Here is a 15020-nt window from a genome sequence, read left to right as displayed (position 1 = left end):
AAGGGAGTGGATTGGAAGATTTACTCTCTTTTTGTTTATCAGTGGGATGTAGGACTTTAGTCTACGGAGATTGTGTTTTTCATTTAAAGCTCCCTATGTTAGAGTAATTTCTGACTGATGTATTTGACTAAAAAACACGCATTTCTCGTCAAAAAAATCAATTGATTAGTCGAGATCGTGGTAGCATTTAGCACAAGACTATATCCAAAAAATGTAAGGAATAATGTACATTTTTTAAACACGGAAAAATGCGCGACTGGTATATAAAGGTAAGTTAAAGTCGCTTTAGAAAAAATATAGCTTAAGCCTTTGTTTTTTCTAAGTCGATTTGCAAAAAATTGCCCGGTATTCATCGGGTATTAGATGAGTGATGATGCCGCTGAGGGGCGTTATTGTTCATTAAACATATCAAGAGTGGTTCTTGGTGTGGTGATAACGCCTCATGGCTTATGCCTTATGGGGGACTAATGCCATATTACCAATATGACATTACTAATCCTGGGTTTTGCTTAAAAAGCATCCTGAAAATGTTTTTGCAATAGGAAATGGGTCCACAAATGCAAGAAGTTGCTGACGCTCTGCGTCTTGACACTGAACTTAGCGCTGATAGTGCAGCGTATATTGAAGAACTTTACGAGCAGTATATGACTGCTCCAGACTCAGTGGGTGCTGACTGGAGAGCATACTTCGATAAATTCCCTAAAGGTGATCAACCACACAGCAATGTACGTGAGCAATTCCTTCTCCTAGGTCGCAACTCAAACCGTATTCAGCCTGTTGTTCAAAGTAGCGTAAGTTCTGAGCATGAGCGTCGTCAGATTGGCGTATTACAACTCATCGCGGCTTACCGTAACCGTGGTCACCAAAAAGCAAAACTTGATCCATTAGGTCTTGCAAAACGTGAGCAGGCTTTTGACCTTGAGCTTGATGCACACGGTCTGACTAAGTCTGATCTGGATACCGTATTCAATACTGGTAACCTTGCAATCGGTAAAGAAGAAGCGACTTTAGGTGAAATGGTTCAGGCCATGGAAGCAATCTACTGTAGCTCGATCGGTGCCGAATACATGCACATCGTGGACACGAAAGAAAAACGTTGGATTCAACAACGTCTTGAAGGTGCACGTGGTCAATTCAACTTCTCTGTAGACCAAAAGAAACACGTCCTTGAACGTCTGACTGCAGCTGAAGGTCTAGAAAAGTATCTAGGTAATAAATTCGTTGGTGCGAAACGTTTCGGTGTTGAAGGCGGTGAGTCTTTCATTCCGATGGTTGATGCCGTGATTCAACGTGCAGGTTCTGTTGGCTGTAAAGAAGTTGTCATCGGTATGCCACACCGTGGTCGTCTGAACCTTCTGGTTAACATCATGGGTAAAAACCCGGCTGACCTGTTCGGTGAGTTCGAAGGTAAATCAATTAACAAGAAAGGCTCTGGTGACGTTAAATACCACCAAGGTTTCTCTTCAAATGTCATGACTCAAGGTGGCGAAGTTCACTTGGCATTGGCGTTCAACCCATCACACCTTGAAATCGTTGGACCTGTAGTTGAAGGTTCTGTACGTGCGCGTCAAGTACGTCGTAAAGACATCGGTGGTGATGACGTATTACCAATCATCGTTCACGGTGATGCAGCATTTGCAGGTCAAGGTGTAAACCAAGAAACCTTCCAAATGTCACAGACTCGTGGTTATACCGTTGGTGGTACAGTTCATATCGTGGTGAACAACCAGGTTGGTTTCACAACTTCTGATCCACGTGATGCGCGTTCTACAGAATACTGTACTGACATTGCGAAAATGATCCAGGCACCGATCTTCCATGTAAATGGTGATGATCCGGAAGCTGTATTGTTTGTTGCTCAGCTTGCTCATGACTTCCGTCATACGTTCCGTAAAGACGTAGTGATTGACATGTTCTGTTACCGTCGTCGTGGTCACAACGAAGCGGACGAACCAGCTGCAACTCAGCCATTGATGTACCAAGTTATTACGAAGAAAGCGACTACTCGTACTTTGTATGCTGACAAACTTGTTCAAGAAGGCATCCTTGACCGTGCAACTGCAGATCAAATGGTAGAAAACTACCGTTCAGATCTTGAAGCAGGTAAACACGTTGCCAATGCGCTTGTTCTAGAACCAAACAAGAAAATGTTTGTGGACTGGACGCCTTACCTGGGTCACGAATATACAGACGAGTGGGACACAACTTGTTCACTTGATCGCTTAAAAGAACTTGGCCAAAAAATGCGTGAGCTTCCAGAAGGCTTCGTCATGCAACGTCAGGTTTCTAAAGTCATCGACGACCGTCTGAAAATGCAGACTGGTGAAATGCCACTGAACTGGGGTGCTGCTGAAACTCTAGCGTATGCATCACTGCTAGATGATGGCTATCTGGTTCGTTTAACTGGTGAAGACGTGGGTCGTGGTACATTCTCACACCGTCATGCAAAACTGCATAACCAGGTAGATGGTTCAACTTATATTCCACTTTGCCACATCAAAGAAAACCAACCACGCGTTGCGATCTATGACTCTTTATTGTCTGAAATGGCAGTATTGGCATTCGAATACGGCTATGCGACAACTCTTCCTAAGAGCTTGATCATCTGGGAAGCTCAGTTTGGTGACTTCGCTAACTGTGCACAGGTTGTAATCGACCAATTCATCTCATCTGGTGAAACTAAATGGGAACGTGTATGTGGTCTGACTATGCTTCTGCCACACGGCTTTGAAGGTCAAGGTCCAGAACATTCATCTGCACGTCTTGAGCGCTTCCTGCAACTATGTGCGGAAGACAACATGCAAGTGATTACACCGACTACGCCTGCGCAGATTTTCCACGCATTACGTCGTCAAGCGATTCGCCCAATCCGTAAACCACTGATTGTGACTTCACCGAAATCATTGCTTCGTCACAAGTTAGCTGTGTCTAACCTTGATGAACTTGCAAACGGTACATTCCAGACTGTAATCGACGAGGTGGACAACATCAACAAGTCAGACGTGACTCGTTTGGTTCTGTGTGGTGGTAAGGTTTACTACGACCTAGTTGAAAAACGTCGTGAAAAAGAATTGAACAACACTGCGATCGTTCGTATTGAACAATTGTATCCATACCCAGAAGCACGTCTTGCTGAAGTTCTTGCTCAGTATCCAAACCTTAAAGAACTGGTTTGGGCTCAAGAAGAACCGAAGAACCAAGGTGCTTGGCTGTTCATCGCTCCACGTCTGTATGACGATGTGATGAAGTCTGGTAAACAAGTTCGTATTAGCTACGCTGGCCGTGAAGCTTCTGCTGCACCAGCGTGTGGTTCACCATATTTGCATGCAAAACAACAAGCTCAGCTCGTTAACGACGCTCTAGCGATCGATGCTGAATAATCCAGGAGATTCTAAGTAATGGCAACCGAAATTAAAGCACCGGTATTTCCAGAGTCAGTTGCGGACGGCACGATCGCAACTTGGCACAAACAACCAGGTGAAGCAGTATCACGTGATGAAGTGATCTGTGATATTGAGACTGATAAAGTTGTTTTAGAAGTTGTTGCTCCTGCTGACGGTACAATTGCATCAATCATCAAAAATGAAGGCGACACAGTGCTTTCTGCTGAAGTGATTGCACAATTCGAAGAGGGCGCTGTTTCTGGCGCTACACAAACTCAAGCAGTTCAATCTGAAGAGAAAGTAGAGCAAGCTGCTGCGCAAACTCAAGCGGGCAATGCACCGATTGTTGAGCGCACACAAGTTGCTGATCAAGCACCTGCAGTTCGTAAAGCCTTAACTGAATCTGGTATTGCTGCGTCTGACGTATCTGGTACAGGTCGTGGCGGTCGCATCACTAAAGAAGATGTTGCGAACCATCAAACTAAACCTGCAGCGCCTGCTGCTGCACCGTTAAGCGTTGCAGTGGGTGAACGTATTGAAAAACGCGTTCCTATGACTCGTTTGCGTAAACGTGTTGCTGAACGTCTGCTTGCTGCGACTCAAGAAACAGCAATGTTGACTACGTTCAACGAAGTGAACATGAAACCAATCATGGAAATGCGTAACCAGTACAAAGATGCGTTTGAAAAACGTCATGGTGCGCGTCTTGGCTTCATGTCATTCTTCGTTAAAGCTGCGACTGAAGCACTTAAACGCTACCCAGCAGTGAATGCGTCTATCGATGGTGACGACATCGTTTACCATGGTTACTATGACATCGGTGTAGCAGTTTCTTCTGACCGTGGTCTAGTGGTTCCTGTTCTTCGTGATACAGACCGCATGAACTATGCTGAAGTTGAAAATGGCATCCGTGCATACGCTGGTAAGGCACGTGAAGGTAAACTTGCAATCGAAGATATGACAGGTGGTACGTTCACGATCACTAACGGCGGTACTTTCGGTTCATTGCTTTCAACTCCAATCTTGAACACTCCGCAAACTGCAATTCTTGGTATGCACAAAATCCAAGAACGTCCTATGGCAGTGAATGGTCAAGTTGAAATCTTGCCTATGATGTACCTAGCACTTTCTTATGACCACCGTCTAATCGATGGTAAAGAAGCAGTTGGCTTCCTTGTAACAATCAAAGAATTGTTAGAAGAACCAGCTCGTCTGATCCTTGATCTTTAATTCTAAAGAATAAATCCATGGGCTTAGAGTGATCCTCTAGGCCCATTTTTGGAGAGAATAATGTCTCAACAATTTGATTTAGTTGTAATTGGCGGTGGCCCAGGTGGCTACGAAGCTGCAATTCGTGCTGCGCAACTTGGTTTCAAAGTTGCATGTATCGAAAAACGTATTCATAAAGGTAAACCTTCTTTAGGCGGTACTTGTCTAAACGTAGGTTGTATCCCTTCTAAAGCACTTCTAGATTCTTCTCACCGTTATGAAGATACTGTTCATCACTTAGATGATCACGGTATTACGACAGGTGAAGTGAAGTTTGATCTTGCAAAATTACTTGCACGTAAAGACAAAATCGTAAACCAATTGACCATGGGTATCGACGGTCTGCTTAAAGGCAATGGCGTTGAATGGTTAAAAGGTACTGGTAAATTACTTGCTGGTAAAAAAGTTGAGTTCGTTTCACACGAAGGCGAAACTCAAGTTTTAGAACCTAAATACGTCATTCTTGCGACTGGTTCTGTACCTGTAAATATTCCTGTAGCTCCTGTAGATCAAGACATCATTGTTGACTCTACTGGCGCGCTTGAATTCCAAGAAGTTCCTAAACGTCTTGGTGTGATCGGTGCAGGCGTAATCGGTCTTGAGCTTGGTTCAGTATGGCGTCGTCTGGGTGCTGAAGTTGTTGTATTTGAAGCAATGGATGCATTCTTACCAATGGCTGATAAAGCATTGGCGAAAGACTACCAAAAAGTATTGACTAAACAAGGTCTGGATATCCGCGTTGGTGCGAAAGTATCTGGTACTGAAGTGAACGGTCGTGAAGTTACTGTTCAGTACACTCAAGGTGGCGAAGACAAAACTCAAACTTTCGACAAGTTGATCGTTTGTGTAGGTCGTCGTGCTTATGCTGAAGGCTTATTGGCTGAAGATTCAGGCATTAAATTGACTGAACGTGGTCTGGTTGAAGTAAACGACTGGTGTGCAACTTCTGTTGAAGGTGTATACGCAATCGGTGACTTGGTACGTGGTCCAATGCTTGCGCATAAAGCAATGGAAGAAGGCGTAATGGCAGTTGAACGTATTCACGGTCATGCTGCTCAAGTGAACTACGACACTATCATTTCTGTAATTTACACACACCCAGAAGCGGCGTGGGTAGGTTTAACAGAAGAGCAAGCCAAAGAAAAAGGCCACGAAGTTAAAACTGGTCAATTTGGTTTCGCTGCGAACGGTCGTGCAATGGCTGCTGGCGAAAATGCTGGTTTCGTGAAGTTTGTTGCTGATGCGAAAACAGATCGTCTGCTTGGTATGCACGTGATTGGACCTGCTGCGTCTGATATCGTACACCAAGGTATGATCGCTCTTGAATTTGTATCTTCAGTAGAAGACCTACAGTTGATGACTTTCGGTCACCCAACGTTCTCTGAAGTGGTACATGAAGCTGCTCTTGCAGTGGATGGTCGTGCGATTCACGCGATTCAACGCAAGCGTAAGTAAGCTAAAAAAAGAGCGGCTCCGGCCGCTCTTTTTACATTTGGTGGTTGTGTTCGTTTGAATAATCATCTAAAAATAAAGATAAGAATCAAAACATCGTTTTAATAAATTCCAATATCGATGTTGCAGCGCCACAGGATATTGGACGCAGTAATAACAAAGTGAAAAAGTAGTAAAAGGTCAATCAATGAATTTACATGAGTATCAAGCAAAAGCGTTATTAAAAAAATATGGTATGCCAGTGCAGGAAGGTATTCTTGCAACCAATGCTGAAGAAACCGTTCAGGCCTTTCAGCAGCTGGGTGGAAAATTTGCCGTATTAAAGGCACAAGTTCATGCCGGGGGGCGTGGTAAGGCAGGTGGGGTGAAGGTAGTTAAATCTGCCGAAGAAGCCGCTGAATATGCCAATCAAATTATTGGTTCACGTTTAGTGACCTATCAAACTGATGCTAATGGTCAGCCAGTCAACAGCATCCTGGTTTCTGAAGATGTTTATCCGGTAGAGCGTGAACTGTACTTAGGCGCAGTGGTTGACCGTTCAAGCCGTCGCATTACTTTTATGGCATCGACTGAAGGCGGTGTGGAAATTGAAAAAGTGGCGGAAGAGACCCCTGAGAAAATTATTAAAGTCGAAGTTAATCCTCTAGTCGGTTTATTGCCATTTCAGGCACGTGAAGTCGCATTTGCCTTAAATCTTAAAGATGGACAAATCAACCAATTCGTTAAAGTCATGACTGCGGCTTATCAAGCCTTTGTAGAAAATGACTTTGCCTTGTTTGAAATCAATCCACTGTCTGTACGTGAGAATGGTGACATTCTGTGTGTCGATGCCAAAGTCGGTATTGATTCGAATGCACTATATCGTCTTCCAGAAGTGGCTGCACTTCGCGATAAATCACAAGAGAATGAGCGTGAGTTAAAAGCTTCTGAGTTCGACCTGAACTATGTGGCTTTGGAAGGTAATATCGGCTGCATGGTCAATGGTGCTGGTCTTGCGATGGCAACCATGGACATCATCAAGCTCTATGGTGGTCAGCCAGCCAACTTTCTTGATGTGGGGGGTGGTGCAACTAAAGAGCGTGTGATTGAAGCATTTAAAATTATCCTTGCTGATTCTTCTGTACAAGGAGTTTTGATTAATATTTTTGGTGGAATTGTACGTTGCGACATGATCGCTGAAGCAATTATTGCAGCGGTTCAAGAAGTAAATGTCACTGTGCCGGTCGTTGTTCGCCTTGAGGGGAACAATGCTGAGCTGGGTGCCAAATTACTGGATGAATCTGGTTTGAAATTGATTTCTGCAAATGGCCTAGCCGATGCTGCAGAAAAAATTGTTGCTGCGGTAAAAGGCTAAGGGAGTATCGATCATGAGCGTATTAGTAAATAAAGACACCAAAGTTTTAGTTCAAGGTTTTACTGGCAAGAACGGTACATTCCATTCAGAGCAATCGATTGCGTATGGTACCAAAGTGGTTGGTGGTGTAACGCCAGGCAAGGGTGGTCAAAAACATCTTGATCTACCTGTGTTCAATACCATGAAAGAAGCGGTACGTGAAACTGGCGCGACAGCAACTTCAATTTATGTACCGGCGCCATTCGTTCTGGACTCAATCATTGAATCGATTGATTCGGGTATTGAACTGATTGTGGTGATTACTGAAGGCGTACCAACACTGGATATGCTGAAAGCAAAACGCTATCTGGAAACCAATGGGCAGGGTACTCGTCTGATTGGACCAAACTGTCCAGGTATTATTACCCCTGAAGAATGTAAGATCGGCATTATGCCAGGGCATATTCATAAGAAAGGTAAGATTGGGATTATCTCACGTTCTGGGACTTTGACTTATGAGGCGGTATCACAAACAACCAAACTAGGTTTAGGCCAGTCCACTTGTATCGGTATTGGCGGTGATCCAATTCCGGGTATGAACCAGATTGACTGCCTGAAACTGTTTGAAGAAGATCCTGAAACAGAAGCTATTATCATGATTGGTGAGATTGGTGGAACAGCTGAAGAAGAAGCAGCAGAATACATCCAGTCGAATGTGTCTAAACCTGTGGTGGGTTATATTGCAGGTGTGACTGCGCCTAAAGGCAAACGTATGGGCCATGCGGGTGCGATTATTTCTGGCGGTAAAGGTACTGCTGAAGAGAAGTTTGCAGCTTTTGAAAAGGCAGGTATGGCATATACTCGTAGTCCGGCTGAACTTGGTTTGACCATGTATCAGTTGCTCAAGGATAAAGGTTTAATTTAGACCTTTCACAATAAAAAATCCCCTTCACGGGGATTTTTTATTGGGTGACAGACTTATATTTAAGAGCTTAAGCTTTAGGCTTTAAACTTTGTGTCAAACCATTAATATCTCCACCCTGAATGCCTAATTCACTCATTAGGCTGTCAATCAGTGGTGCTTGACTGCGGTAGCGTAGGGCACTATTCACCACTTGGTCAGAGAGAGCTACATTGCTGCCTTCATGATGTGCATCCGCCTGACAAGAGCCAGCATGGCTACCATGTAGGCCATTCACTTGCAGAATTTTGATGTCATCAATATTTTCCATTGGTTTGACACTTTCACGGATAATCTCAGGCAGGTATTTCAACATTGCCAAACGGATCTGCATTTCGACCTGTTCAGAAGACAATACGTTGTTGGCTTCATTGACTGCACGTGTACCTTCTGCATCAACCTGGTACTGTTTCTCCATCGCTTGAGCAAGTAACACTTTGGCATCTGCTTCACCCTTAGCTTTTAAGCGGACTTTTTCAGCTTCTGCCTCCGCTGCAATTCGTACTGCTTCGGCATCATCGGCTGCGGCCTGTTTGCCTGCTTCCGCTGCAACGGTAATGGCGATTGCATCTTTTTCCGCATGTTCTTTAGCCGCCACCAGTTCAACTGCTTTTTGACGTTCTGCCTGTTGAATTTGACGCACTGTGATGACTTCTTCCTCCGCCTTAACCGCTTGTGCACGGGCTAGGTCGGCTTGTGTTTTGGCTTCAGATTCGGCACGGGATTTTTCGGCAATTGCAATCGCACGATCCTGTTCTGCCAGTTCAATGGTTTTCTTCTGTTCAACCTGAGCTTTCTGAATAATCTGGGCCTTCTGGATGTTTTCATTTTCGACATCACGTGCAGCCAAAATACGTTTTAACTCAACCTCACGTTCAGCAGCAATACGTGCTTCTTCAGCCTCACGTTTTTTTGCGGCTTCTTGCGCTGCAATTTCAGCTAGTTGTTCAGCACGGCGAATCGAAATTTCGCGTTCCTGTTGCAGCTTGGCATATTCTTCTTCACGGATGATTTGCAAACGTGCTTGCTCGGCTTCAAGATTCTTGGCTTTAATCGCTAGATCAGTATCCTGTTCAATATGGTTACGTTTGCGACGACGATCTTCAATGGTTTCAGTCAGCTTAGTTAGACCTTCAGCATCGAAAGCATTTTGTGGATTAAAGTATTTAAAGCCAGTTTGATCTAAGCCTGTCAAAGAAACAGTTTCTAATTCCAGGCCATTTTTGTGCAGATCTTCAGATACCACTTGCTGAACTTTCTGTACGAAGTCGACCCGTTTTTCATGTAACTCTTCCATGGCCATTTCAGCGGCAACCGCACGGAGTGAATCGACAAATTTACCTTCAACCAGATTTTTCAATTCATTTGGCGACATAGTCTTTTGACCAAGCGTTTGTGCTGCGGTGGCAATTGAATCGGCTGTTGGTTTTACACGGACATAGAACTCAGCCATGACATCGACACGCATACGGTCACGGGTAATGAGTGCCTGATCATCAGCACGACGAACTTCCAGACGCAGGGTATTCATATTGACGGGAATAATTTCATGCAATACTGGAAGGACCAGTGCACCACCGCCCAGAATGACTTTCTCTCCGCCAAAACCGGTACGAACAAAAGAAATTTCTTTGCTTGAACGGCGGTAAAGACGTGCGATGATCAGACCCAAAGTGACCAGACCAGCGAAAATAACCCCGGTAATGACTAAAATATTATAGAAATCAAAATTCAACATTGTTATTTGTTCTCTGTTGTAGCGTATTTAAAAATATAATTTTGAATAAAGTAAGAAGTATAAAGTGATAGAGAATATGATTATTAGACTTTCATAGCTTGGAAGCCGTTACGGGTTTTATCTGTCAAAATCACAGACTGACCCTGTTTCAAGGTTTCATCATTCGCTGGTTCAACCAGCACATAATGAGTATGACCATGCTGATCTTGTACTTTAGCTTGGGCGGGTGAGTTCGCACGGGCATCACCGAGGACAATCGTCGCAGTCCGGCCGATCAGTTCTTCAATATGAATTGCAGTAGTTTCATCTTTTGGTAGGATTTTTTCAGCAATTTTGGCATTGAAACGTACCAGCGGCATGCACAGGAAAATACAAGCAGGGGAAATGATCCAGCCATTAATTAAATGCCCGGTAAAACGTTCGAATACGCCCTGAATCAGAAGGCCACTTAAGCCATAGGTGGTCAGGAAAATGATCAGCCAGATAAACAGGGGGAGTTGACCCAGATACAGCCAGTCAAATACTTTGCTAAAGATATTGTGGTCATTTGCTGGATGAAGGTCTATATGATGCGAGTCTTCAGGTAAAAGCTGATCAAAGACACTTTGTGAACCACCACCCAGGAATAACAAGATGCATTCCAGTGCAGCAAACATCAGCATCAGGCTAAGACTGATACTGAAAACAATGTTTGACGGTTCGGTAAAAAGCTCCCACATTCCTTCGGGTCTCTATATAATTATGTTTTGCAAAATGAGTAAGAATAATTCTTGCTTATAAAAAGATAACATTGATTATACATTTTGCAATCTAAATGCAGACAAAAGTACAAGATATTAAGCTTGAATAATTTTAATGATTTGGAAATCAAATTGAATTCTTGTATGAGTTATCAAATTATTATTTTAGAAAACAAGAGTTTCAATCTTATAACAATATTTTAGTAAATTAGTGAATAGATGGATAAAAATTTAAATCGGTCACACTTTTATTGAAGGTGCTCTTCGCATGAAATACAAGTTTCAGTAAGAAATAAGAGCTTTATTTAATCTAAGGATATCTTAAAAGGCATTTTTTAGTATCTGATAGAAGGTATAAAGGAAAGAGTGGAAGGAAATCTACCAGTAAGATTTCTCAATGTTATTTCTAAGCTCAAATAGTGAAGGTCGTTTATCCTGATCCAAAGTCAGTTTCTATACAAAGGTGATTCACCTCAATACTACTTAAAGAAAGCTAAATTGAATTGAGCATATAGCATCTATACAGACAGTACACTCAATGCAATTAGCCTAAGTAAAATTACAGCAACGATGTCTGAATGCGTACCTTCATATCTAATGCTTGCTGAAGAATATAAGCTTTCATCCATTGCACCTGCTCACCCATCGGATTGGTTTTCACGGCTGTATTCAAGAAATCCAGTTCGGGTTTGCTAAATAGTTGTTCTTCAAGTGCCTGTTCAAGTGCCTGACTATTCGCAGCCAAGGGCAGGGCAATCAGATAAAAGGCTTTTGGGTAATTATAGAAGGCATATAAAAGGTTAAAGGCTCTTTGGTCGCCTTTAAGATTACCTGCACCGATTTCATAGTTAGAGTTCTGGTTACTATGCGTTAGACCAATGACGTATTCCGCTTTATTGTCTTGCAGGCGCACCCCGAACTGTAAACCAATCTGGTCTGCGGTCAGTTCATGCTGTACATAGATATTTAAAGCATTGCCATCATCCGCAAAGGGACCTTGTAAGACCAGCATATGTTGTTGATGCTGATAAATATCGCCAGCAAGCTTGGCCTGTTCAAGACGTGCTTTTAAAGTTTCTAAAGTATATTGAGTAAATGGCATGGCTAAATTTAGATCCATAGGTACTAAGATTACTCTAGGTGGTTTTGCTCAAGTTTGGAACAGATACTTTAGATGATTTATCTATGAAGTTATTGCTAAAAAATAGTAGGTTTAGTAGGCTGAATAGACGAAAATGCGAAAACTCAAAGCGTTAAAAATCATCTGATTGAATAAAACTAATAATGGATATCAGTGAATTTTTATATGATGTTTTGATATATGGATAGCACAAAACAAGAAAACGTTATGAATACTTAATCACTATAATGAATATAAATTCTATAAAGTGTAATAAGTACACGTGTAATACGCAGGTTGTCCATGTCATTAAATGAGGAAAGACTTACTCATCTTAAACAGCTTGAAGCTGAGAGTATTCACATCATTCGCGAAGTTGCTGCCGAGTTTGAAAATCCGGTTATGCTTTATTCAATCGGTAAAGATTCAGCAGTCATGCTGCATTTAGCACTGAAAGCGTTCTATCCTGCAAAACTTCCATTCCCGCTACTTCATGTAGATACTGGATGGAAATTCAAAGACATGATCACGTTCCGTGACAACATGGCCAAAGAACATGGCTTTGATCTGATCGTGCATCAGAACAAAGAAGGTCGTGATGCGGGCGTAAACCCATTCGACTATGGTAGCTCTAAATATACTGACATTATGAAAACCCAAGGTCTGAAACAGGCTCTGGATAAATATCAGTTTGATGCTGCTTTCGGTGGTGCACGTCGTGACGAAGAAAAATCACGTGCCAAAGAACGTGTTTATTCATTCCGTGATTCTAAACACCGTTGGGATCCTAAAAACCAGCGTCCAGAACTTTGGAACCTTTACAATGGTAAAGTGAACAAAGGCGAAAGTATTCGTGTATTCCCATTGTCTAACTGGACTGAGCTAGACATCTGGCAATATATCTACCTAGAAAATATCAAACTTGTTCCATTGTACTTAGCTGCTGAACGTCCAGTCGTTGAGCGTAATGGTACGCTGATCATGGTTGATGATGAGCGTATGCGCCTGAATCCAGGCGAAGTACCACAAATGAAATCGGTTCGTTTCCGTACTTTAGGTTGTTACCCATTAACGGGTGCGGTTGAATCAACTGCAACAACTTTACCGGAAATTATCCAGGAAATGCTTTTAGCAACCACATCTGAACGTCAGGGCCGTATGATCGACCATGACGAAGCAGGTTCGATGGAAAAGAAAAAGCAGGAAGGTTACTTCTAAGAATCTTGAGAAATCTCCCCTTGCGCAGCAGTGCTGCTCACCTCTTTGAAAAAGAGGGGGGAACTCCTGAAAGGAAACGGAGGAAAGTCCTCCTTTAGCAAAGGAGGATTTAGGTGGATTTGAAGATTAGAAACGATTTCAACGTATTTGTGGAGCTATGAGCGATGTCTCACCAATCAGAACTTATTAGCCAAGACATTTTGGCTTATTTGAAACAGCACGAAAATAAAGACTTATTGCGTTTCCTGACTTGCGGTAACGTGGATGATGGTAAATCAACCCTGATCGGCCGTCTGCTTTACGATTCAAAACTGATTTATGAAGATCAGCTGCAAGCCGTTACTCGTGACTCTAAAAAAGTCGGTACTACTGGCGATGCACCTGACTTGGCACTTCTTGTTGATGGTCTGCAAGCTGAACGTGAGCAGGGCATTACCATTGACGTGGCATACCGTTATTTCTCTACTGAAAAACGTAAGTTCATCATCGCGGATACTCCGGGACACGAACAGTACACCCGTAATATGGCTACTGGTGCGTCTACTGCCGACCTTGCGATTATCCTGATCGATGCGCGTTATGGTGTTCAGACTCAAACACGTCGTCACTCATTTATTGCAAGCCTGTTAGGTATTCGTAATATCGTGGTTGCAGTGAACAAAATGGACCTGGTTGAATTCTCTGAAGCACGCTTCAATGAAATTCAGGCTGAGTACAACGAGTTCGTAAACCAGTTGGGCGATCGTAAACCTGAAAATATTGTATTCACGCCAATTTCTGCATTGAACGGTGATAATGTTGTAAACAAATCACCAAATACGCCGTGGTACCAAGGTCAGACCTTAATGGAGACTTTGGAAACCGTTGAAATTACGCGTAATACCAGCAAAGATGGATTCCGTTTCCCAGTTCAGTATGTAAACCGTCCTAACCTCGACTTCCGTGGTTTCTGCGGTACCATCGCATTGGGCGAAGTGAAAGTTGGCGATGAAATTGTTGCACTGCCATCTGGCAAGAAATCAACAGTGAAAGAAATCGTAACTTTTGACGGTAATCTGGATCACGCTGTTGCAGGTCAAGCTGTTACTTTAACGCTAAATGATGAAATTGATATTTCACGTGGTAACGTGTTGGTGAAAGCTGGCGAACAACCGCTGATTTCACGTTCTGCTCGTGCATCTGTAGTATGGATGAATGATCAGCCGCTCGTAGTTGGTAAACTTTATAACGTGAAGTTTGGTACTCAAACTATTCCTGCGAAAGTTGCGAAAATTAACTACCGTACCAATGTAAATACATTGGAAAAAATGCAGGTTGAGCAATTGGATCTGAATGCGATTGCTGACGTAACGATTGAATTTGATGCGCCAGTGGTATTCGACCGTTATCAAGACAGCCGATACACAGGTTCATTCATCTTCATTGACCGTCTAAACAACGTGACTGTGGGTGCGGGTATGGTTGAAGCTGCAGTGGAATGGACTGCACACAACGAGCCTGTAACTGCTGAAACACGTGCTGCACGTTTAGGTCAAAAACCTGCTGCGGTAACAGTAACTGCGAAAGCATTGGAAAATGCTCAAGCACTTGAAAGCCTGTTGATCCAACAAGGTGTGGTTGCGATTGCGAAAGCGGATCTGACTGCTGAACAGGTTGCACTTGTTCGTGAAACTGGTGTGGTGGTGATTACTGACCTTGCAGAAGGTACAGATGTGACTTACACAGCCGATGCAGTTGAAGAACTTGCTGAGAAAATTGTGGAATTGGTTCGTCTATAAGACTGAGCTGATTTGAAGAAAACCCGCT

Annotated in this window: 10 protein-coding genes; 7 read left to right on the top strand and 3 right to left on the bottom strand. The window is 43.0% G+C overall.

Translation table 11 applies throughout. The features are described from left to right. The first annotated feature begins 557 nt into the window (after positions 1 to 557). From BS636_RS00770 to sucD, 5 genes are all read left to right on the top strand, one after another. Positions 558 to 3380, top strand: coding sequence for a 2-oxoglutarate dehydrogenase E1 component (locus BS636_RS00770; RefSeq protein ID WP_099339562.1), 2823 nt, complete (start codon positions 558 to 560; stop codon positions 3378 to 3380). Positions 3381 to 3398: 18 nt separating this feature from the next. After that, positions 3399 to 4613 (top strand): 2-oxoglutarate dehydrogenase complex dihydrolipoyllysine-residue succinyltransferase, encoded by a 1215-nt coding sequence (odhB, locus tag BS636_RS00765; RefSeq protein WP_099337079.1) that lies wholly within the window; start codon positions 3399 to 3401, stop codon positions 4611 to 4613. A 60-nt stretch (positions 4614 to 4673) separates the two neighbouring features. Next, positions 4674 to 6107: a dihydrolipoyl dehydrogenase gene (gene lpdA, locus BS636_RS00760; RefSeq protein WP_099337078.1), complete on the top strand. Its 1434-nt coding sequence runs from the start codon at positions 4674 to 4676 to the stop codon at positions 6105 to 6107. A gap of 184 nt (positions 6108 to 6291) precedes the next feature. Continuing rightward, complete coding sequence (gene sucC / locus BS636_RS00755; protein WP_099337077.1) at positions 6292 to 7458, top strand: ADP-forming succinate--CoA ligase subunit beta; 1167 nt, start codon at positions 6292 to 6294, stop codon at positions 7456 to 7458. Positions 7459 to 7471: 13 nt separating this feature from the next. Next, on the top strand, positions 7472 to 8362 hold the full coding sequence (gene sucD / locus BS636_RS00750) for a succinate--CoA ligase subunit alpha (protein WP_099337076.1): 891 nt from the start codon (positions 7472 to 7474) through the stop codon (positions 8360 to 8362). A gap of 67 nt (positions 8363 to 8429) precedes the next feature. On the opposite strand, the gene BS636_RS00745 is transcribed toward sucD, so the two are convergent. The 3 genes from BS636_RS00745 to BS636_RS00735 form a co-directional block, all read right to left on the bottom strand. Next, positions 8430 to 10136: a flotillin family protein gene (locus BS636_RS00745; RefSeq protein WP_099337075.1), complete on the bottom strand. Its 1707-nt coding sequence runs from the start codon at positions 10134 to 10136 to the stop codon at positions 8430 to 8432. An 83-nt stretch (positions 10137 to 10219) separates the two neighbouring features. After that, on the bottom strand, positions 10220 to 10855 hold the full coding sequence (locus tag BS636_RS00740; RefSeq protein ID WP_099337074.1) for a YqiJ family protein: 636 nt from the start codon (positions 10853 to 10855) through the stop codon (positions 10220 to 10222). A gap of 580 nt (positions 10856 to 11435) precedes the next feature. Next, a complete protein-coding gene (locus BS636_RS00735) occupies positions 11436 to 11978 on the bottom strand; it encodes a hypothetical protein (RefSeq protein ID WP_099339561.1) in 543 nt (180 codons plus the stop codon). 321 nt (positions 11979 to 12299) lie between these two features. Here BS636_RS00735 and cysD point away from each other — a divergent pair, with 321 nt between their 5' ends. Together cysD and cysN are read left to right on the top strand one after the other, a co-directional pair. Then, positions 12300 to 13214, top strand: a complete 915-nt coding sequence (gene cysD / locus BS636_RS00730; protein ID WP_099337073.1) for a sulfate adenylyltransferase subunit CysD — start codon at positions 12300 to 12302, stop codon at positions 13212 to 13214. A 164-nt stretch (positions 13215 to 13378) separates the two neighbouring features. After that, the gene (gene cysN, locus BS636_RS00725; RefSeq protein ID WP_099337072.1) at positions 13379 to 14992 is read left to right on the top strand and encodes a sulfate adenylyltransferase subunit CysN; all 1614 of its coding nucleotides are present in this window, start codon (positions 13379 to 13381) and stop codon (positions 14990 to 14992) included. Positions 14993 to 15020 lie beyond the last annotated feature (28 nt).

Origin of the sequence: Acinetobacter sp. LoGeW2-3 (assembly GCF_002688565.1) — a bacterium.
Classification (GTDB): Bacteria; Pseudomonadota; Gammaproteobacteria; order Pseudomonadales; family Moraxellaceae; genus Acinetobacter.
This window is presented reverse-complemented; position numbering and strand designations above follow the sequence as displayed.